Raw genomic sequence first — 21,211 nt, forward strand, 5'->3', positions numbered from 1 at the left:
GCATCATGCGTAAGAACACGTGATCGTCATACAAGCTCGTGGTTTCGACGCGACCAAAGTTGCAGGTTGCGTGCCGGGACTCATCAGCCACCGGCGCGGCGGGTCTGTTTCCAGCGGTCGAACATGACCGCGAGCAGCAGGATCGCGCCGCGTACCAGGTACTGATAGAACGTCGGTACGTTGAGCAGCCCCATCGCATTCTGTACGCACCCCATGATGAGTACACCGACCAGCACGCCGGTGATCGAGGCCACGCCGCCGGAAAGCGAGACACCACCCAATACGCAGGCCGAGATGACGGCGAGCTCGAGCCCTTGAGACGTGTTGGGATCGCCCAGCCCCATACGAGAAGTCAGCAGCACCCCGGCGATGCCGGCAACCAGACCCTGGAGCGCGAACACCATGATCTTCAAGCGGCGAACATTGACCCCGGCCAGACTGGCGGCCTCGGAATTGCCCCCCGTCGCCAGCGTATTACGGCCAAAGGCGGTCATGTTGAGTACGACACCGAACACCAGGAAGCAGACGATCATCGTCCATACCGGCAATGTCAGACCGAGGAACGAGGCGCTGCCAAGATCGAAGAAGCCCGGTACGGTGATCATGACGGCATCGCCGCCGGACGTGATATAGGCCAGGCCTCGTACGAACTCCATCGCGGCCAACGTCGCGATCAGCGAGTTGATGCCGAAGCGGGCGACCACGAAACCGTTGAAAGCCCCGACCGCTGCGCCGGCTGCGATTCCCACCAGCACGCCGATCACCACGCTGCCAGTAGTCGAAGTCACCATTGCCGCGACCACACCGGAAAAGGCCACGATCGACGCCACCGACAGATCCACCTCGCCCAGCGCCAGCACCATCATCATGGTGGTGGCGATCGTGCCGATCAGGGTCACCGACAACAGCAGCCCGACGATGTTACGGCCGGTCAGGAAATCCGGCACCAGCACGGAGAGGCCGATGAAGAGCAGGATGAAAACCGCAATCAGACCGGACGTGTCGAGTAGCGTCCGTAGCGGCTTGGGCAGCCCACGGCGTGTCTCGCGTGGTAGTGCCGCCGATGTGGCAACTTTGTCATTCATGTTCCTGAACCCTCTTGAGATTCATTTGCTTCTATAAAACGGAGCTTCTATAAAACGGATGCCAACCATAAAACGATGACGACCATAAACCGATGCCAACCGGCGCGGGATCGATTCATCGAGTAGCGATGAGGACCGATCTCAGGCCGGCAGCGCCAATCCCAGCAGTCGCTCGGGCGTCGCCTCGTCTCGTTCGACGACATCGGTCAGTACCCCTTCCCGCATGACGCCGATGCGGTCGCAGATCGAACTGACCTCCGCCAGATCGCTGGAAATGACCAGTATCCCCTTGCCCTGCTCGGCGAGGTCGTACAGCAGCGAATAGATGTCCCGACGCGCCCCGACATCGATGCCGCGAGTGGGCTCGTCCATCACGAAAAGATCGATCTCTTCGGCCAGCCAGCGCGCCAGAATCACCTTCTGCTGGTTGCCGCCGGAAAGATTGGCGATGGGCGTCTTGGGCCCAGGCGTCCGGATACGCAGTTGGCGAATGTAGTCCTGGGTGTTTCGGGTCTCGCGTTGCGGGTTGCGAAAGCCGCCCCAGCGCTTGAAGAAGCGGCGACAGCTGATGTTGAGATTGTCCGATACGCTCGCCACCGGGAAGATACCCTGCGACTTGCGATCCTCCGGACACATGGCGATACCGGCACGGATCGCGGCCTGCGGCGAACCGAATCGCTGCAACTTGCCATCGAAGAAAACCCGGCCGGCGGTGGCACGCTCCACGCCACAGACCAGCCGCATCAATTCGCTCCGTCCTGCCCCGACCAGCCCGAACAGCCCGAGCACTTCGCCGCGCCGAATCTCGAGGCTGACCGGCGCCCGGACGCCACGGCCCTCGATACCCTCGAGACGCATCAGCACATCGCCCGATTGGCGTGGCCGGTAGCCGTAGACATCCTCGATCTCGCGCCCCACCATCTCGCTGACCAGCGTATCGTGATCGAGTCCTTCCAGCGTGTCGTGAGTACGAATGTGGCGGCCATCGCGGAACACGGTCACCGCATCGCACATTTCGAACACCTCTTCCATGCGATGGGTCACGTAAAGCACCACGCGGCCTTCGTCGCGCAGTCGCGAGACGATTCGCTTGAGATGGCGAATTTCCTGCACCGAGAGCGAGCTGGTCGGCTCGTCGAAGGCAATGATGCGCGCGTCCCGCAGCAGTGCTCGCCCGATTTCGATCATCTGCTGCTGACCGATCGAGAGATCCCGAACCTTGGTCGAGGGGTGGATGTCCCCCTCCCCTAGTTCTTCCAGAATCGTCATCGCCCGCTCGCGCAGCCGACGCCGGTCGAGAAAGCCGTGCTTGACCGGCAATTGCCCCAACAGAAGGTTCTCGGCAACCGAGAGATTGGGCGACAGGGTCAGTTCCTGATAGATGATCGCGATGCCACGCCGTAGCGCTTCACGCGCATTAGCGAAAACGATCGGCTCGCCTCCGATCCAGAGCTGACCACCGGTGACGCGGTTGACGCCGCTCAGTACCTTGAGCAGCGTGGATTTGCCTGCACCGTTCTCGCCCATCAACGCGTGGACTTCGCCGCCGCGCGCCGAGAAACTGACGCCGTCCAGCGCGCGAACCCCGGGAAACTCGACGGTGATGCCATCGACACGCAGGTAAGCATCCGCCATACCGTTCTCCTCAGCGGTATATGATTCGACTATCGACGCACCGGCTTACAGTCCCAGATCGTCGCGAACCTGCTCCCAATTGTCGCGCGTCATCAGCGTTCCGGTGGTTTCGGTATTGGCCGGCGGCTGCTTGTCCTCGGCGATCCAGGTATAGAGATTGTCTGCGCTCTGGCGCCCATGCATGGTCGAACTCACGGCAATGGTGCCGTAGAAACCGGTCGGCTTCTCGCGCGAGAATTCGGCGAACGCCGCACCCGAGCCATTGATGCCGACGCCGATGACCTGATCCGGCGACAGGCCGTACTGCTCACTCGCGCGAACGCCGCCCAGCACGCTCTCTTCGTTGAGCGCGTAGATCACCCAATGCTCGAAATTGCCATTTTTCGACAGCACGGGAGACGCCGCGGCGAAGGCGCTGCTGGTATCGGTATTCTGCTGCGGCGCGTCGAAGATGTTGTCCTCGACGAAACCGGCGTCCAGCAACGCGTCCGTCGCGCCATCGGTGCGCTCCTTGGCGGTCGGCAGTTCATTGTTGCTGATGCGCAATGCCGCGACATCCTGCGGATCCCAGCCCCGCGCCTTCATCTCCTTGGCAATCGTCTCGCCGACCTGCTGACCGATCTTGTAGCCCGACATGCCCAGATGCGGCACGGACGCCATCGGCTTGCCGTCCGGACCCAGGAACTGATCATCGACGGTCACCACCTTCATGCCGTACTGCTCGGCGCGGTTGGCGATCGCCGGCCCCAGCCGAACGTCCGGCGGACAGATCACGAAACCCTGGGCGCCCTGTGAATTGAGGTTATCGATGGCGCTGAGCACCTGCTGGCCGTCTTCGCCCGACAGCCGGACGACTTCGAATCCCTTTTGCTCGCCCAGGGCGGTGGCCGCATCCTGCTCATTGATGAACCAGGCCTGCTCGGGTTTCTTGACGATGAAACCGATCTTGACGTCATCCTGGGCATAGAGCGGTGCAGCGCCAATGCCAAGGGCAGAGACACTCAGCACGAGCAGTGACGACTTCACAAAGCGAATCATTGACGACCTCCAGGCCTCGTGGACCATTAGGTTTATTATTGGCAAGCACATGCCATGACACGGCTGAAACGACATTAAACAGTCGTCCAATAACCGGCTAATAACGAGCCTCGCTCAAAGCGATACTTAATTTGCTATCAGCAAATCATGAGAGCTACCGGGATGCGGGGTCGACGACCTCACAGTGGCTTTTCGTGCCGACTAAAGTCGTTTTACGACTTTGGTGACGAGAAGCCCCCATCCTCCACGAAAAAGCCGCCATGACGGCGGCTTCGAAGAGTCGGGCCTTGACGGCAATCAGCCTGAGGTAACGCCCGGCATCTGCTGAATCGTCGAGAAACGATAGACGGTCTGGGAATGGTACGTTTCACCGGGCTTGAGAATCGTCGAAGGGAAATTCGGCTGATTGGGGGAATTGGGGAAATGCTGCGTCTCCAGTGCCAGACCGGAACGATGGGTGTACGGGCGACCGCTTTTGCCGACGAGACTGCCATCGAGGAAATTCCCCGAATAGAACTGCAGTCCCGGCTCCGTGGTGGCGACCTCGAGCACTCTGCCGCTGTGCGGCTCGATGACCTTCGCCGCCAGCGTCGGTCGATCGGCCTGTCCCGGATTCCTGCTCAGCACGAAGTTGTGATCGTAGCCCTTGGCATAGGCCAGTTGAGTGTTCTTCTGCCCCATGCGTGCGCCGATGGCGGTCGGCTGGCGGAAATCGAACGGCGTACCGCTGACGTCGGCGATCTCTCCCGTCGGAATCAGGGTCTCGCCGACGGGCGTGTAGGCGCTCGCGTTGATCATCAGTTGGTGATCGAGGACGCTGCCGCTCCCCTCGCCCTGGAGATTGAAGTAGCTGTGCTGGGTCAGATTGACCGGCGTCGCACGCGTCGTTTCCGCACGGTAGTCGATGGCCAGTTCATTGTCATGGGTCAGCGTATAGCTGACTCGCGTCGACAGACGGCCGGGGAATCCCTGTTCGCCATCCGGGCTGGTATAGGTCAGGACCAGGCCTCGCCCCTGGGAAGATGAAAAGGGTTCGGCATGCCACAAGCGCTGATTGAACCCGACATCGCCGCCATGCAGGGTATTGGGACCGTCGTTGGTGGGCAGACGATAGGTTTCGCCATCCAGCGTAAAGCGGCCATTGGCAATACGATTGCCATAGCGACCAATCAAGGCACCAAAGTAGGGGTTGGCCTGACGATAGGTCTCGGAGAGATAATCATCGAGCGAATCGAAGCCCAGCACGATATCGTCCATCCGCCCGGTCATATCGGGCGTCTTCAACGATACGATGATGCCGCCGTAGTTGATGACCCGCATCTCGATGCCGTTGTCGTTGGTGATTCGATAGCAGTCGACCTCGCGGCCATCCGGCAACCGACCGAAGGCCGATCTCTCGATGCCCGGTGGCAAGGCGCTGGAGGATGGCGAATTCGCCGGCATCGTCTGCGCCTGGGCTTGCAAGAAGGCCTGCCCGATCATCAATCCGAACAGACCGACGCCGAGACACCGAGAAAGAGAAAGGACATGGCGTGTCATCACAAGCTCCTGGTTTCATTTTCAGTTTTCTGGTTATCGTTCTTGCTGCTCGGACCGGCCTGCCGCCGCCGATGACGATCGTTTAAACCCTAGACCCACGATCCCTATCTGACTATGCGAGAACGCCACAACGTGACTTATAAAAACGTCGAATATACGTCCGAGACCGTTTCATGAAAGCACATTCCACCGACCCGTTGCCGCCGGACTGGTTCCTTCGTGTCAGGCTCAAGTTCCGCCATTTGCAGCTGTTCGTGGCACTAGACGACCACCGCAACCTGCATCGTGCGGCGGCAAGGCTGGGAATGAGCCAACCGGCGGCTTCCAAGCTGCTGGGGGATCTCGAGCATCTGCTTGGCGTCTCGCTTTTCGAGCGGCACTCCCGTGGCGTGACGCCCAACTGGTACGGGGAAAGCCTGATCCGCCATGCCCGCGGCATGTTGACATCGTTGACGCAAGCGAGCGATGAAATCAATGCACTCAAGGAAGGTAACGCGGGAACGGTATCGATCGGTACGGTGCTCGCGCCTGCCGTCACGTTGCTGGCCAGCGCGGTCGAGCGCGTGCACCGTGACAGTCCCCATCTCGAGGTCAACATCGATGTCGGTGTCAGTCGCAATCTGGTGCCGAGACTGCGCGACGGTGAGTTCGATTTCGCCATTGCCCGCATTCCCAGCGGAATGCCGGCCGGCGATTTCGTATTCGAGGAAATCGGCGAAGAAGCGCTGTGCTTCGTCTGCCGTGCCGGGCATCCGCTCGCGAAAGACGCTTTCGACCTGATCCCGATGCTGGACTATCCGTGGGTATTGCAGCCACCGGGGGCGCTGATGCGCCAGCGCGTCGAGCACCTTTTCCTGCATCACAAGGTGGCGCCACCCCAGCGCATCATCAATACGCCGGATATTTACATGGCGCTGGCCATGGTCGATAAATCGGACTCGATCACGGTCACGACACGCGAGGTCGCGGATCTGCTCTGCACCCAGCCACGCTTCGCGATTCTGCCGTCTACCGATGCGCTCAGCGTGCAGCCTTTCGGCCTGATCAGCCTGCGCGAACGGCGCATGTCGCCCGGCGCCGCCAAGTTGATGAGCACGCTGCATCAGATGATCCGCGAACGTCGGGCGCACGAACCGAGCACGACGCTGGCTCACTACAGTGATGTCACGCTCTGAGCCGGTGTCGGCTATCTAAGCTGGCTCACCACTCCAGCGCCTGCTTGACGAAGGGGATGGTCAACTTGCGCTTGGCCGACAGCGAGGCGCGATCGAGCCGCGACAGGATCTCGAACAGCGGGTCCAGCTGGCGCGGGCCGCGATGGAGGATATAACGCCCCACTTCTGCCGGCAGCTCCATCCCACGCACCTGCGCACGCAGTTGCAGGGCCGCCAGCCGCTGGGTGTCGTTCAGCGGCTGGGCGTGAAACACCATGCCCCAGTTCAGGCGGGAAGCGAGATCCGGCAGCTTGACCTCAAGCTGGCGCGGCGAGCGGTCGGCGGCGATCACCAGCCGCTTGCCGGCATCGCGAAGGCGGTTGAAGCCATGGAACAGCGCCTCCTCCCAACGTCTTCGCCCGACCACCAGCTGCAGGTCGTCGATCGCCAGCAGATCGAGGCGTTCCGGCTCCTCGAGAATATCCGGCGGAAAATGCCCCAGCGCATCCAGAGGCAGATAGAGTGCCCGCTTGCCTCGGGCATCGGCGTTATGGCACGCCGCCTGCAATAGATGGCTACAGCCCACGCCCTCGCCACCCCAGAGATAGAGGAAAGATTCCCCGCTATCGTCGAGCTGCTTCATGAGATGCGCCACCAGTGATGCGTTGTCGCCCGGCAGATAGTTGGCGAAAGTGGCATCATCGCGTAGCCCGACGCCGAGCGGCAGTTGGGACGGCCCCGGACTCATGTCGATCCATCTCCTTGGCTCTGGTCTTGGGAAAGCGCGCCGCTGCGCGAACGATTGTAGAGCTGGCTGCCACGATAGCGATGGTAGGCGTAGCGGAGCAATACCATGACGACGGCGGCCACCGGCAGCGCCAGCAGAATGCCGGTGAACCCGAACAGTTGGCCGCCGGCGAGTACCGCGAAGATCACGGCCACCGGATGCAGCCCGATCTTGTCACCCAGCAAAAGAGGCTGGAGGACGGTGCTTTCGGCGATCTGGCCAATACCGAACACGACCAGCACGCCGACCAGCGGCAGCCAGGTATCGAACTGGAAGAAGGCCACTACCGCGGCCGTCACGATGCCTACGATCACGCCGAGATACGGCACGATGCTGGCGAGCCCCGCCATCACCCCGATCAGCAGCCCGAAGTGCAGCCCGATCACGCTCAGGCCGACCGCGTAGATCACGCCCAGGCTCAGCATCACCAGCAGTTGCCCTCGCAGGAACGCCGACAGCACCTCGTCGCACTCGGTGGTCAACGAGGTCACGCGGGGCTCGATGTGCCGGGGCAGCATGTCGCGGATATATCCCTTGATTCGGTCCCAGTCGAGCAGCAGGTAGAACGTCACCACCGGGATCAGCGCGATGTTGCCGATCCACACCGCAAAGGCGAGGCCGGAGCGAGACGCCTGGGCGAGAAACGCCGCCGCGAAGGTGCCGGTCTCGCGCCAGTTGGCCATCAGCGCATCGCGCAGCTGATCGAAGTCGGCAGTAAAGTCGATTCCCGTCAACGACTGGATCTCCGGCAGAACCGTTGCCTGCACCCAATTGAAGATGCTGGGCAGCGCCTCGATCAGTTGCGCGATCTGACGTCCCAGCACGGGAACCAGCACCAGGACGCCGCCGACGATGATGACGCCCAGCAGCAGGAACACCACGCTGACGGCAAGGCGCCGCGACAATCCGCGCGCTTCGAGCCAGTCGGTCACCGGGTCGCCCAGGTAGGCGAGGATCATGCTGACGAAGAACGGCATCAGGATCGGTTCCAGCAGGATCAGCAGCCAGACCGCCAGCGCTGCCCCGATCGCGCCCCAGATTTGCAGTTTTGTCATCGCGCTCTCGTCGTCCTTCGACTGCCCCCTCAATGAAGGCAATGCTACAATGCGCCCCGCTGAACATCATCCTTATTCCTTGGCTCCGCGAGAAAGGTCCTCCTATGACGCGCTCCTCTTCCGATACCCCGAACGCGCCCCGTTCGCCCGGCTCCCAGTCTCTGACCTACCGAGACGCCGGTGTCGACATCGACGCGGGCAACGCGCTGGTCGAGAGAATCAAGGGCGTCGCCAAGCGCACCTCGCGACCGGAAGTCATGGGCGGGCTCGGCGGTTTCGGCGCGCTGTGTGAAATTCCCAGCGGCTACCGCCAGCCGGTGCTGGTCTCCGGCACCGACGGCGTCGGCACCAAGCTGCGCCTGGCCATGGACCTGGGGCGTCACGACACCATCGGCATCGATCTCGTCGCGATGTGCGTCAATGACCTGGTCGTTGCCGGCGCCGAGCCGCTGCAGTTTCTCGACTACTACGCTACCGGCAAGCTGGATGTCGATATCGCCGCCGACGTGGTCACCGGCATCGGCGAAGGCTGCAGCCAGGCGGGTTGCGCGCTGGTCGGCGGCGAAACCGCGGAAATGCCCGGCATGTACGAGGGCAGCGACTACGACCTGGCCGGCTTCTGCGTCGGCGTGGTCGAAAAATCCGAGATCCTCGACGGCAGCAAGGTCGGTGAAGGCGACGTGCTGCTGGGCCTCGCCTCTTCCGGCCCGCACTCCAACGGCTACTCGCTGATCCGCAAGATCCTGGAAGTCGGCGGCGGCAAGCTCGACGACACGCTGGAAGGCAAGCCGCTGGCCGACCTGCTGATGGCACCGACCCGTATCTACGTCAAGTCGCTGCTGTCGCTGATTCGCTCCAGCAGCGTCGACGTTCACGCGCTGTCCCACATCACTGGCGGCGGCCTGCTCGAGAACGTGCCGCGAGTGCTGCCGGAACATCTGGCCGCGCGGATCGACGTCAGCCGCTGGCAGCGTCCCGCCGTGTTCGACTGGCTCAAGCAGCAGGGCAACGTGGAAGAGCGTGAAATGTATCGTGTGCTCAATTGCGGCATCGGCATGGTCGTGGTGGTTCCCGCGGATCAGTCCGACCAGGCCATCGCCCATCTCGAGACCGCCGGCGAAACCGTCCATCGTCTGGGCGAGATCGTCGGCCGTGATGCCGATGCAGAAGCCGTGCAACTGGAGAACCTGCCGGCATGAGCGGTGACTATCCTTCACAGCAGCACGACACGCTGAACGACTTCGAAGTGGCCGCGGCCGAAAAGCCGCGGGTCGTGGTACTGATCTCCGGCAATGGCAGCAACCTGCAGGCCCTGCTGGATGCCCAGGAGCACGACGAACTGGGCGGCGGCGAGATTGTCGCCGTGGTCTCCAACAAGGCCGATGCCTATGGACTCAAGCGCGCCCGGGACGCCGGCGTCGATGCCGTCGCCCTGCCCCACCGCGAGTATGATTCCCGCGAAGCCTTCGACGCCGCGCTGATCAAGGTCATCGACCGCCACGAGCCCCACCTGGTGGTGCTCGCCGGCTTCATGCGCATTCTGACGCCCGCTTTCGTCGACCGCTATCGCGGTCGCATGCTCAACATTCATCCGTCACTGCTGCCCGCCTATCAGGGGCTGGACACGCACCGGCGCGCACTGGCCGACGGTGTCTCCGAGCACGGCGTCAGCGTGCATTTCGTCACCGAGGAGCTCGATGGCGGGCCGGTGGTGATCCAGGCCGTGGTCAACGTCGAACCGGATCAGGATGTCGACGCGTTGATTGAAAAGGTCCATGCCCGCGAGCACCTGATCTATCCCATCGCGGTGCGCTGGTTCCTCGAAGGCCGCGTCAAATTGTCGCCCGATGGCAAGGTGACACTGGACAACGTGCCGCTGCCCCCGACGGGTCTGCGCATGTCCCATGCCGACGCCGCCGAAGAGCTGGACGACGACCTCGACGACTGATTACCGACACGCCCGCTCTCCCCTCGTCGGTGCTCCCAGCGCCGACGATCTTCCTGCCGCGGACACTACCCGCGCTTGCCCAACCGCCAATCTTTGCCAGACTGACTTCATGCTTTCGTTCGGCACCTCGTGCCGGATGAATCGTTTCAGTCGATGAACGTTTCAGCACGCAAGGAGGAAAAGCGATATGGATTATCGTCCGCTAGGCAATTCAGGACTGATGGTATCGACGCTGACGCTGGGCACGGTGCCCTTCGGTGGCGCCAACGGTTTCGAGAAGGCCGCGAGCGTCGATGTCAAGGGTGCCAAGAAGCTGCTCGATATCGCCTTCGATGCCGGCGTCAACCTGGTCGATACCGCCGATCTCTACTCGCTCGGGCTGGCCGAGGAAATTACCGGCAAGGCGCTGGGCAGCAAGCGCGACGACATCATCCTCGCCACCAAGGGCCGAAGCCCGCTGGGCGACGACCCCAACGCTACCGGCGCCTCGCGCTACCACCTGATTCGCGCCGTCGAGGCCAGTCTCAAGCGGCTTGGCACCGATCACATCGACCTCTACCAGTTGCACAACTGGGATGGCGTCACCCCCATCGAGGAGACGCTCGAGGCGATGCATCATCTGGTCGCCAGCGGCAAGGTGCGCTACTGGGGGACGTCCAACTACACCGGCTGGCAGATGATGAAGACGCTCGGCAAGGCCGAGACGCACGGCATGGTCAAGCCGATCAGCCAGCAGATCTACTACACGCCGGAGTCCCGCGAGGCGGAGTACGAGCTGATGCCGCTGGCGCTCGATCAGAACGTCGGCTCGCTGATCTGGGGGCCGCTGGGCGAAGGCTTCCTGACCGGCAAGGTCCGCCGGGGCCAGAAGACGCCGCCGGATACCCGTCAGGGCAACGGATGGCCGGAGCCCTATATCCACGACATGGAACGGGCCTACGACATCATCGAGGCGCTGGCCGCCATCGGCGAAGCCCATGGCTGCTCCATACCCCGTGTCTGCCTGGCATGGCTGAAGGATCGCCCCGGGGTCACGTCACTGATCGTCGGCGCCCGCACCGAAGAACACCTGCGCGACAACCTCGCCGCCGCCGATCTGACGCTATCCCCGGAAGAGCATCGCCGCCTGGAGAAACTGACTCGCCCGGCACCGCTCTACCCGTACTGGCATCGCGTGGTTTCCGGCATGGATCGCCTGGACCCGGCAGAAAAGCCGTTTCTGGATGGCTTCAGCGACACGATCAAGAACCGCAACGACGACCGCTCGGCCTGAGCGTCGAAGCGTAACGCAAGACGGGGCGCCATCAGGCGCCCCGTCTTGTATCAACCGCGTCGCTATCAGAATCTGTTTACGATCTCGCGAGCTAGAGCCACGATTTTTGATAATTCGGGGCGAAAAACGCTTTAGGGCGCGGAGTTCACATGGGGCTAAATGAGCATTCCGAAAGTGTTTGACTCGCTTTGCTCGCCCTATGGGCCAGCCTCCGGCTGTTATCTCCGCTGCGCTCCGGCGCAACAATGTTTGGCCGACGCGCAGCAGATCGTAGACGGGTTCTCAGGTGCGCGGCAGCGTGACCCCACGTTGCCCCATATACTTGCCGCCCCGGTCCTTGTAGGAAACGTCGCAGACCTCGTCGGATTCCAGGAACAGCATCTGCGCCACGCCTTCGTTGGCGTAGATACGCGCCGGCAGGTTGGTGGTGTTGGAAAATTCCAGCGTCACGTGACCTTCCCACTCCGGCTCCAGCGGCGTCACGTTGACGATGATGCCGCACCGCGCGTAGGTCGACTTGCCCAGGCAGATCGTCAGCACGCTGCGGGGGATCCGGAAATACTCCACCGTGCGCGCCAGGGCAAACGAGTTGGGCGGGATCACGCAGGCATCGCCCTTGACGTCGACGAAGCTCTTTTCGTCGAACGCCTTGGGATCGACCACCGCCGAGTGAATATTGGTGAACACCTTGAACTCGTCGGCGCAACGCACATCGTAGCCGTAGCTGGACGTCCCGTAGGAAATGACGCGCTGGTTGTTCACGTGACGGACCTGATCGGCCTCGAAGGGCTCGATCATGCCTTCCTGCTCCGCCATACGGCGAATCCACTTGTCGGATTTAATGCTCATGCAGGCGTCCTTGAGACTGAGACTGACGTCGTCGCGACGTCATCTATTCGTTGGGCCGAGGAAAAACGGGAGCGATCTGATCGGGGCGACATGATAGCGGCCCGATTTCATTAAGGAAAAGAAAAAAGGAAAAGGAGACGACGCACCAGAAGCAACCCGCGCAGGAAGGCCGCTCGCCCTAGCCCTGCGCGGTTGTGTACGAAAGCCCTTGCTAATCGAAAACCCTTGCTAATCGCAAGCCCTTGCCAATTGAAAACCCTTGCCGATCGAGATCAGTCGCTGAACGAGATCGTCGGGCCACCGGTATCCTGCCCAGCGACGCCACTGGCGACATCACGCGCCATCTGGCGGAACGTGGCAGCCACCTCGCCCTCCGGATCGGCAACCACGCTCGGCTTGCCGCCATCGGCCTGCTCGCGGATCGACAGTTGCAACGGCAGCTGACCCAGCAACCGCGTCTCGTACTGCTCGGCGATACGCTCGCCGCCGCCGGCACCGAAGATCGGTTCGCTATGGCCACAGTTGGAGCAGATGTGCAGGCTCATGTTTTCCACCACGCCCAGCACCGGCACGTTCACCTTGCGAAACATCTCGATGCCCTTGCGCGCATCCAGCAGCGCGATGTCCTGCGGCGTGGTGACGATCACCGCACCGTCGACCGGCACCTTCTGCGCCAGCGTCAACTGGATGTCGCCGGTGCCCGGCGGCATGTCGATGAACAGGAAATCGAGATCATTCCACAGCGTCTGGTTGAGCAGCTGCTGGAAGGCGCCGGAGACCATCGGGCCTCGCCATACCATTGGCTGGTTGATATCGACCATGAATGCCATCGACATCGCCTGGATGCCGTGCGCCATCACCGGCTTCATGTTCTTTTCGTCGACTACCTCGGGGCGGGTGCTCTCCGGCAACCCCAGCATCCGCGCCTGGCTCGGGCCATAGATATCGGCGTCGAGCAGGCCGACACGATACCCTTCCGCCGCCATCGCCAACGCCAGATTGGCAGTGACGGTGGACTTGCCGACGCCGCCCTTGCCGGAGGCGACCGCCACGATATGTTTGATGCCCTCGATCACGAACTACTCCTTGCAACGTTCAAAGCATGACTTCCGCCAGTATAACGAGCCCGGCGCCCTATACCCTAGCGTTGTGGTGGGAAATAGCGGCCGAACCCGACCAAACGAGACGAGACGGGACAACATTACCAGCGGAAAACGCTCATCACGGTTCGAATCGATACAGGGGACGACGGCCAGGCCGGTCAATCGCGCTCGAACTCGTTCTGCACCGTCAGCTTGGTGCGAATGAAGTCGCTATGGGTCACGTAGAGCAGGTCCGCCAGCCGCCGGATACGATGCTCCTCGAGGGCGGCGAGTTCATGGTCAGCGTAGGCCAGACGCCACATCGCCGCGATCAGCTCGACACGCTGATCGTAGCTGTAGCGTTCGTTGAGCAGGGAAACGTACTGGAAATGATCCACGGCCTGTTCGACCTGCGTCTGCGCCTGCTGGATCAACTCATCGGCGGCGGCCTCGTCCATCGAGAACCGGGCCATCAAGATCCGGCGCAACGTGGCCAATTCCTGAGGATCGACCTCATAATCGGCACGCAGCACCTCGCTGAACAGCGCCGCGACCGCCAGTTGTGGTGTCACGGCATCACGACCGTCGGATTCCGGCACGGCCAGAACGCGCTGAAAGAATTGTTGAACAGTATCGAGCATGGCTCACTCCCCTGCGTTGAACGGCGATAAACGGTGATGAAACAAGGCGTTTCGCGCGGCTTCGGGCGCGTGTTGACCGACATTTTGACACCGAGAGCCCGAAAGGTTCGAAAGCCCACCGGATTCGATCGACGCGCCTCGCCGAACGAAAAAACCCGCAACCGAAGTTGCGGGTCTGGCGCATTAAAGAACGCGCTGCGTGGCATCACGATGATGCCGGTCGTCATGCACCGTGGGCGGCGAGGAACTCTTCGGTCAGCTTGAGCTCGCTGTTGGAGTTGACGCCGATCCCGCGGGTGGTGACGTTGCGGGCGATCTGCTGCGCTTCGTCGAGCGAGTGCATTTCCGCCGTTCCGCACTGGTAGATGTTGAGTTCGGGAATCGACTTCTGATCCGTCAGCGCCAGTACGTCTTCCATCGCCGCTTTCCAGGCGGTCCCCACGGTCTGCTCGTCGACATGGCCGATCAGGCTCATGTAGAAGCCTGTGCGGCAACCCATCGGCGAGATATCGATGATCTCGACGCCGTCGCCGTTGAGGTGCTGACGCATGAAGCCGGCGAACAGGTGCTCGAGCGTGTGAATACCGCGCTCGGACAGGATCTCTTCGTTGGGAACGCAGAAGCGCAGATCGTAGACGGTGATGTTGTCGCCGCCCGGTGTCTTCATCTGCTTGGCGACACGCACCGCCGGTGCATTCATCTTGGTGTGGTCGACCATGAAACTATCGAGTAATGGCATGCTTGCCTCCTTGGTTGGCGTGTCCGGTCAGATGCCTACTTTAGCACGCTAACCGGCGCTGTCAGGTGTCCAGTTCCGGATAGTGGCGGAATATGCCGCTCTCGTTGAAATCGAGCCGCCGATCCGAGGTCAGATAAGCCGCCAGTTTCGGCCGTTGACTCACGCGGTCGGCCAGCGCCGTCACCTCCGGCACTTCCGGCTCCAGCCGCTCCATCGAGCGGGGAAAGGCGTAGCGCAGCCCGGTGACGACCTGAAATAGCGACAGGTCCACGTAGCTGTGTGCCGTACCGACCAGATAGGGCTCGTTGCCGGCGTTGGCCGACAGTACTCGCTCGAAGTAGTAGAGAAACTTGGGCAATCGCTCCTGGACGAAAACGACACTGCGTCGCTTGGCTTCCTCCTGCTGATCCTCGTAGTAGAGCGACGCGCCGATCGGGTGATGGGTATCATGAATCTCGGCGACGAAGTCCGTCAGCGTCAGCTGCAAGCCATTGGCCCAGTGGCGGCTGGCCTCGCCCTCCGGCACCAACCCCAGCCGAGGGCCGAGGAACTGCAGGATATTGGCGACATGGGACACCACGATGTCGCCGGCTTTCAATACTGGCGGCGCGAAATGCGGGCGCCCCAGCTCCCCGCCGTGGATGAACTCGCTGACGGCACCCGCGCCACCGCCATCAGCGGCGGACTGCTTGCCTACATCAATGTAATCCGCGCCGGCGTCTTCCAGCGCCAAGCGCACGAATTCGCCGCGACCGGGAATCCCGGGCCAATAGTAGAGCTCGTAGGTCATCCTTTTCCCTCCCGTTCAGGCGCTGTTGGCTGACAGCCTTCCAAAGCGCTGCTGAATTCCTGTTCAAGACATGGAGCCGGATCGCCGTGAGACAACCCCGAGACAGCGGCAACCGGATCGACCCGACGATCGAATGCGCTCCTCAGCATAGGACAAAAAACGGGCCCGAACCTTGTCTCGGTTCGGGCCCGCCGGGTGGATCACGATGCTTCGCCGGTCAGCGACAGAGCAGCGACGAAAAATCTAGCGACACGCCACGGCCTGGCGCAGCGTGCTTTTCACCCACAGACGCTGGCCGTCGGGGGTTTTGCCCTGATCGTTCCACTGCTGCGTGGTCTGCACGCAGAACGAGCCGAGATCCTCGATCGCCGGCGCGGCAGCATCCGGCCGCTCGCCGCCGATTCTCAGGATGTCGGTATTGTTCGACTGGTAATTGGGCGCAAAGGTATTGGAAGCGCAGCCGGCCATCGCCACGACCAATCCGGACGCCATCAACATACGGCGCAATGCCATCTTGAGTGATTCCTCGAAGAGCGCCTGACGCCGCTCACGGACGTGGTCGGGCCTCGGCGCGAACACCGGCACGATTGCCGGCAGCGGCTTAATAGCACCCCCGAATCCGGCCTGTCAATTGGCGGGCGCTCGCCAGTGTTGTTACCCTACGCCGCCCTCGAGCCGACCGACTCTCTATCATGCGTTATCGCGTCAAGCTGTTCCCGGAAATCACCGTCAAATCCCGCCCGGTGCGCCGGGAAATGGTGAGATATCTGCGTACCAACATTCGCAATACGCTCGCTTCCATCGCCCCGGGCGTGCGGGTACGAGACGAGTGGGATGCGTTGGAAATCCGCCCGCGCCAACCTCTCGACGACACCGCGCGGGAGACCTTCGAAGCCCGCCTTCGAGGCGTGGCCGGCATCCACGAGATCCAGGTCGTCGAAACCCACGACTGGTCTTCCTTCGAGGATACTGCCGCCAGACTGGTCCCGCTGTGGCGAGAGACGCTGGCGAGTCGCCGTTTTCGCGTCAGCGTCAAGCGCCGGGGGCAACATGATTTCCGCTCGGAGACCATCGAACGCTTCCTTGGCGCCGCGCTGCTCGAGGCGGTGCCCACGGCGCGGGTCGATCTCAAGCAGCCGGAACACGACGTGCGCCTCGAGCTTCACGACGCGCGTGTGACGCTGGTCACGCGACGACTACCCGGCCTGGGCGGATACCCGATGGGCACTCAGGGCCAGGCGCTGGCCTTGATCTCGGGCGGCTACGACTCGCCGGTCGCGGCCTGGCAGATGATGCGAAGAGGATTGAAGACTCACTTTCTGTACTTCGATCTCGGCGGACCGGATCAGGAGCGTGTGGTACGTCAGGTCGTGGATCGCTTGTGGCGGGGTTACGGTGCCTCTCACCGCGTCGACTTCATCAGCATGCCGTTCGTCGAAGTGATGAACGCCATCCAGCGCACTGCGCCGGCCGCTCTGGCCGGCGTGGTCCTCAAGCGGATGATGGTCCGCGCTGCCAACCGGATCGCCCAACGCCACCGTCTACCGGCCCTGATTACCGGGGACGCGCTGGCCCAGGTCTCCAGCCAGAGCCTGACCAATCTCGGCCTGATCGACGCTGCCAGCGCGCGACCGATCCTGCGGCCGCTGATCGCCAGCGACAAGCAGACGATCATCGAGCAGGCGCGCCACATCGGCACCGCCGAACTGGCCGAGGGCCTCCCGGAAGTGTGCGGGACGATCTCACGCAAGCCGAACACGCGGCCCAAGCCGGAGCGAATACTCGACGCCGAGGCCGGTTTCGATCAAAGCGTACTGGACGATGCCATTGCTAGATCGAGCGTCGTGCGCAGTGACCAATTGCTGAACGAAGACGTGCCAGGCAGAGAGGACGCGGTGGCGACCGCTTCGCCGTCGGCCACGGCCAGCCGTGACCTGAGACATGACCAGAGCCGTGACCGGGTCAGGGTGATCGACATCCGCCACCCTGACGAGCGTGACCTCGATCCGCTGGTTCTGCCCGAGGGCCAACCGCTGGCCATCCCCTACTTCGAGCTGGGCGGACGCGTCGCGACACTGCCGGACGACTGCCACTATCTGCTCTACTGTGCCCAGGGCACCATGAGCCGGATGCAGGCCGCTCACCTGACCGATCGGGGCTACGACAACGTCGGCGTCTATCTCCCCGACCTCCCCGGTTGATGCGCAATGCCAGAAGAGATCAGCGGTTCGTTCAGAACAGCCCCAACTGCTGATCGGTCAGCCTGGCGAAGTCATCCCCCACGAACGGCAGTATGCCGTCGGCGACCGGCGCCAGCTGACGGCTGACATAGTGGTGATAGTCTATCGCCGAGCGACGGGCTTCGAGTGGCTCCGGCCCGGAGACGGTGATCACGTAGCGGATCCAGCCGCCGTTCTGGTACTGCTGCGGCCGGCCCAGTTGGCGATTGAGCTCGTCGGCCATGCGCGCGGCACGCACATGCGGCGGCACGTTGCGCTGGTAATCGTCGAGCTTGCGCCGCAGACGCTTGCGGTAGATCAGCGCGTCGTCGTGTTCGCCGGCCATCGTCTGGTGGACGATCCCGCGCACATAGTCACGGTACGGCTCCCCCGTGAAGATGCGCCGGTAGAGCTCGCGCTGGAACTGCTGCGCCAATGGCGACCAGTCGGCCCGTACGGACTCCAGCCCCTTGAATACCAGCCGTTCGCTGCCGTCCTCGCCTCGCACCAGCCCCGCATAGCGCTTCTTGCTGCCCTCCTCCGCGCCGCGAATGGTCGGCATCAGGAAGCGGGCGAAGTGCGTTTCGAACTGCAGTTCCAGCGCGCTTTCCAGATCGAACGTCTCGCGCAGATGCCGACGCCACCAGTCATTGACGAGTGTCACCAGCCGCTGCCCGATCTCATTCGCTGCCTCGGCCTCGTGCGCCCCGCCCAACCACACGAACGTCGAATCGGTATCACCATAGATAACGGTATAACTTTCAGCTTCGATCAATTCTCGGGTACGACGCATGATCTCGTGCCCGCGCATGGTGATCGACGAGGCCAGGCGAGGATCGAAAAAGCGACAACCTCGCGAGCCGAGCACGCCGTAGAAGGCGTTCATGATGATCTTCAACGCCTGGGCCAGTGGCGCGTTGCCTTCCCGCTTGGCGGCTTCGCGGCCCTCCCAGACCTGCCCGACGATCGCCGGCAATGCATGAGCCGTGCGAGAGAACCTCGCTCCCAGGAAACCCGGCACGGCGTGCGCGTCATCCGGCTGACGCAACCCTTCTATCAGACCCACCGGATCGATCAGGAACGAACGGATGATCGACGGATACAGGCTCTTGAAATCGAGTACCAGCACCGAATCGTAGAGCCCCGGGCGGGAATCCATCACGTAGCCGCCGGGGCTGTCCCCGCCGTCGCGACTGCCCAGCGTCGGGGCGACGAACCCGAGCCGATGCATGCGCGGCAGATAGAGATGGGAGAAGGCCGCCACCGAGCCGCCGCTGCGATCCGCGGCCAGGCCCGTCACGCTCGCCCGCTCGAGCAGGAAATCCATGATCCGGGCATGTTCGAAGATCCGCGTGACCAGCTCGCAATCCTTCAGGTTGTAGCGCGCCAGCGCCGGCTTGTCTTCGGCAAACATGCGGTTGATGTCCGCCATGCGCTGGTAGGGGTTGTCGATCGCCTTGCCCTCGCCGAGCAGCGTCTGCGCCACGTTTTCCAGACTGAACGACGGGAAGCTCCAGGTCGCGGAGCGCAGCGCCTCGATGCCATCGATGGCCAGTCGCCCGGGAATGGTGACGAAATGGTGGTTGGACGACGTGCCGGAACCGCGGCCATGGGCACGCCATTCTATCGCCGCGCCGCCTCGGCCCAGCGTCAGCGGTACGTTCAAGCGCTCGGCGTGACGCTGCAACTGACGCAGATCGAACTGGATCACGCTCCAGCCGATGATCGCATCCGGGTCGAAACGAGCGAACCAGGCGTTGAGCGCCTGCAGCAGCTCGGCGCGGGAGTCACAGTAGACGAGTTCGAAGTCTCGCTCGCGATCCGCCTTGCCGCCCTCTCCCGCCGGCGGCCCCAGCATGTAGACGATCCGCTGACCGCAGCCGTGCAGACCGATCGAATAGAGATCGCCCCGTTCGCTGGTTTCGATATCCAGCGAGCAGAGCTTCAGCGTCGGGCGGTAGTCGGGCGCCGACTTCAGCTGAGCGTCCAGGATCGCGCCATCGTCTCCCTCGCGACCGCTGGCGGTGACCGGCGCGGTAATGAAACGCTCCATCAGGTAGCGATCCGGCGGCCTGACGTCGGCCTCGAACACATCGATACCCGCTTCGCTCAGGCGCCGTTCCAGGTTCATTAATTGACGATGCTGGCGGCAGTAAAGCCCCAGCACGGGCCGCTGATCGAAGTCTTTCAGCTCCAGCTCGCGCAGTTCGACATCTCGCTCCTGGCGCAAGATCTGTTCGGCCGCCGCGCGCTGTTCGGCAGGAAGGAAGGCGACCGATGTCTGCGGGGGCAGACGCACCAGCCGTGGCCCGGCATCGGTGGCGAGCCACAGCGATATTTCGGTTCCGGCCGGCGTATCCCGCCAGTGCCGCGTCAGAATGAACCCCTGCTGTTCCACGACATCCCCTTGCACAGCCGTCGTCACCGATGGCCCGCGTTCAGAAAGAGAGCACCCAGGGCAGCACCAAGCCGAGATAGACCGGTATCAGCAACGGGGCGGCCAGCGTGGTGATCAGCACGGCAATGGCGCCTTTCTCCGGCCGAATGTCCAGCTCCATGGCGATGACCACCACGTTGGCGGCCATGGGTACCGCACCGATGAGCAGAAACGCGAGCGCCAGCGAGTCGGAAATCCTCACGCTCGCGCGCAGCCCCACCACCATCAGCAGCGTGGCCAGCGGCCAGACGACAAAGCGCACCAGTATGCAGGCGGCCACGAAACGGCTATCGAACGCCCCCCACGTGACCCGCCCCAGCGTCATGCCGATGATCATCATCCCCAGCACCGTGAAGCAGTACTTGAAGTAATCGAGTCCCTCCACCGCCACATCCGGAATACGCCAGCCGAGAGCGCTGACCAGCATGCCCGCCAGAAAGGCGTAGATCAGCGGCAGTTTCGCCAGCCTGACGAGACTTTCCTTGACCGAGAAACGGCCACGGGCGCTGATATAGAAACCGACCGTGAACTCGTAGAGCGAGACTCCCAGCATACAGAAGAGATAAAGGGTGACGCCCTCCGGCGGCAGCAATACCAGCGCGATCGGAAAGCCGAAATAACCGGTATTGCCCGTGCCTGCCGAGAAGGCAAGCAGCGCCCGCTCCTGGTCACCGAAGAAGCGTGCGGCCAGGGCATTGACGACCAGGCAGAGCAGCGCCGCCAGCAGCAGCACGCTCCCCGTTAACACGAGTTTGTCGGGGGTCGGATGCCCTTGGGTGAGACCGTTGAAGAAGGTCAGCGGGGAAATGATGTAGACGAGCAATGTCGCGATCGGCCGTGGATCGACCTTGAGATGCCGCGATGCGACCCAGCCCAGAGCCACGAAGAACAGCAGCATCCACAGTGACTGCGAAAGATCGACATCGGCCATCTCGGGCTC

At 62.6% G+C, this 21,211-nt stretch carries 19 protein-coding genes; 5 read left to right on the top strand and 14 right to left on the bottom strand.

Translation table 11 applies throughout. The features are described 5' to 3' along the window. Positions 1 to 83: 83 nt before the first annotated feature. From araH to DOM32_RS08400, 4 genes are all read right to left on the bottom strand, one after another. Positions 84 to 1,085, bottom strand: a complete 1,002-nt coding sequence (gene araH / locus DOM32_RS08385; RefSeq protein WP_071230421.1) for an L-arabinose ABC transporter permease AraH — start codon at positions 1,083 to 1,085, stop codon at positions 84 to 86. Between the two features lie 141 nt (positions 1,086 to 1,226). Beyond that, positions 1,227 to 2,720: an L-arabinose ABC transporter ATP-binding protein AraG gene (araG, locus tag DOM32_RS08390; RefSeq protein WP_071230420.1), complete on the bottom strand. Its 1,494-nt coding sequence runs from the start codon at positions 2,718 to 2,720 to the stop codon at positions 1,227 to 1,229. Positions 2,721 to 2,765: 45 nt separating this feature from the next. Next, positions 2,766 to 3,758, bottom strand: coding sequence for an arabinose ABC transporter substrate-binding protein (locus tag DOM32_RS08395; protein ID WP_110633170.1), 993 nt, complete (start codon positions 3,756 to 3,758; stop codon positions 2,766 to 2,768). Between the two features lie 297 nt (positions 3,759 to 4,055). Next, the gene (locus DOM32_RS08400) at positions 4,056 to 5,297 is read right to left on the bottom strand and encodes an aldose epimerase family protein (RefSeq protein ID WP_110633173.1); all 1,242 of its coding nucleotides are present in this window, start codon (positions 5,295 to 5,297) and stop codon (positions 4,056 to 4,058) included. A 173-nt stretch (positions 5,298 to 5,470) separates the two neighbouring features. Between DOM32_RS08400 and DOM32_RS08405 the strand changes: the two genes are divergently transcribed. After that, positions 5,471 to 6,472 carry a LysR substrate-binding domain-containing protein gene (locus tag DOM32_RS08405; RefSeq protein WP_110633176.1) on the top strand — a complete coding sequence of 334 codons (1,002 nt, stop codon included), beginning with the start codon at positions 5,471 to 5,473 and terminating at the stop codon, positions 6,470 to 6,472. 25 nt (positions 6,473 to 6,497) lie between these two features. On the opposite strand, the gene hda is transcribed toward DOM32_RS08405, so the two are convergent. Both hda and DOM32_RS08415 read right to left on the bottom strand, forming a co-directional pair. Next, positions 6,498 to 7,199 carry a DnaA regulatory inactivator Hda gene (gene hda, locus DOM32_RS08410; protein WP_110633180.1) on the bottom strand — a complete coding sequence of 234 codons (702 nt, stop codon included), beginning with the start codon at positions 7,197 to 7,199 and terminating at the stop codon, positions 6,498 to 6,500. Beyond that, positions 7,196 to 8,293, bottom strand: a complete 1,098-nt coding sequence (locus DOM32_RS08415; RefSeq protein ID WP_071230415.1) for an AI-2E family transporter — start codon at positions 8,291 to 8,293, stop codon at positions 7,196 to 7,198. Before DOM32_RS08415 ends, hda begins: the two co-directional genes overlap by 4 nt. A 104-nt stretch (positions 8,294 to 8,397) precedes the next feature. Here DOM32_RS08415 and purM point away from each other — a divergent pair, with 104 nt between their 5' ends. From purM to DOM32_RS08430, 3 genes are all read left to right on the top strand, one after another. Then, positions 8,398 to 9,492, top strand: a complete 1,095-nt coding sequence (gene purM / locus DOM32_RS08420; RefSeq protein WP_110633183.1) for a phosphoribosylformylglycinamidine cyclo-ligase — start codon at positions 8,398 to 8,400, stop codon at positions 9,490 to 9,492. Then, positions 9,489 to 10,241 carry a phosphoribosylglycinamide formyltransferase gene (purN, locus tag DOM32_RS08425; RefSeq protein ID WP_110633185.1) on the top strand — a complete coding sequence of 251 codons (753 nt, stop codon included), beginning with the start codon at positions 9,489 to 9,491 and terminating at the stop codon, positions 10,239 to 10,241. Before purM ends, purN begins: the two co-directional genes overlap by 4 nt. Positions 10,242 to 10,428: 187 nt before the next feature. Then, a complete protein-coding gene (locus DOM32_RS08430; protein WP_110633188.1) occupies positions 10,429 to 11,514 on the top strand; it encodes an aldo/keto reductase in 1,086 nt (361 codons plus the stop codon). 282 nt (positions 11,515 to 11,796) lie between these two features. On the opposite strand, the gene dcd is transcribed toward DOM32_RS08430, so the two are convergent. From dcd to DOM32_RS08460, 6 genes are all read right to left on the bottom strand, one after another. Further along, on the bottom strand, positions 11,797 to 12,363 hold the full coding sequence (gene dcd, locus DOM32_RS08435) for a dCTP deaminase (RefSeq protein ID WP_087718745.1): 567 nt from the start codon (positions 12,361 to 12,363) through the stop codon (positions 11,797 to 11,799). Positions 12,364 to 12,635: 272 nt separating this feature from the next. Further along, on the bottom strand, positions 12,636 to 13,436 hold the full coding sequence (gene apbC / locus DOM32_RS08440) for an iron-sulfur cluster carrier protein ApbC (protein ID WP_167400657.1): 801 nt from the start codon (positions 13,434 to 13,436) through the stop codon (positions 12,636 to 12,638). Between the two features lie 188 nt (positions 13,437 to 13,624). Next, positions 13,625 to 14,086: a tellurite resistance TerB family protein gene (locus tag DOM32_RS08445; protein WP_110633194.1), complete on the bottom strand. Its 462-nt coding sequence runs from the start codon at positions 14,084 to 14,086 to the stop codon at positions 13,625 to 13,627. 223 nt (positions 14,087 to 14,309) lie between these two features. Further along, positions 14,310 to 14,825, bottom strand: coding sequence for an S-ribosylhomocysteine lyase (gene luxS, locus DOM32_RS08450; protein WP_110633196.1), 516 nt, complete (start codon positions 14,823 to 14,825; stop codon positions 14,310 to 14,312). Between the two features lie 61 nt (positions 14,826 to 14,886). Then, the gene (locus DOM32_RS08455; RefSeq protein ID WP_110633199.1) at positions 14,887 to 15,615 is read right to left on the bottom strand and encodes a glutathione S-transferase; all 729 of its coding nucleotides are present in this window, start codon (positions 15,613 to 15,615) and stop codon (positions 14,887 to 14,889) included. Positions 15,616 to 15,858: 243 nt separating this feature from the next. After that, positions 15,859 to 16,128 (bottom strand): hypothetical protein, encoded by a 270-nt coding sequence (locus DOM32_RS08460; protein WP_071230435.1) that lies wholly within the window; start codon positions 16,126 to 16,128, stop codon positions 15,859 to 15,861. 179 nt (positions 16,129 to 16,307) lie between these two features. Here DOM32_RS08460 and thiI point away from each other — a divergent pair, with 179 nt between their 5' ends. Continuing rightward, positions 16,308 to 17,816 (top strand): tRNA uracil 4-sulfurtransferase ThiI, encoded by a 1,509-nt coding sequence (thiI, locus tag DOM32_RS08465; RefSeq protein ID WP_110633202.1) that lies wholly within the window; start codon positions 16,308 to 16,310, stop codon positions 17,814 to 17,816. A gap of 31 nt (positions 17,817 to 17,847) precedes the next feature. Here the strand turns inward: thiI and DOM32_RS08470 are convergent, their stop codons facing one another. Both DOM32_RS08470 and DOM32_RS08475 read right to left on the bottom strand, forming a co-directional pair. Next, positions 17,848 to 20,232: a DNA polymerase II gene (locus DOM32_RS08470; RefSeq protein WP_208625340.1), complete on the bottom strand. Its 2,385-nt coding sequence runs from the start codon at positions 20,230 to 20,232 to the stop codon at positions 17,848 to 17,850. Positions 20,233 to 20,272: 40 nt separating this feature from the next. Further along, complete coding sequence (locus DOM32_RS08475; protein ID WP_110633207.1) at positions 20,273 to 21,202, bottom strand: AEC family transporter; 930 nt, start codon at positions 21,200 to 21,202, stop codon at positions 20,273 to 20,275. Positions 21,203 to 21,211: the final 9 nt, after the last annotated feature.

It is taken from the genome of Salinicola salarius (assembly GCF_003206135.1).
In the GTDB taxonomy this organism is placed as follows: Bacteria; Pseudomonadota; Gammaproteobacteria; order Pseudomonadales; family Halomonadaceae; genus Salinicola; species Salinicola salarius.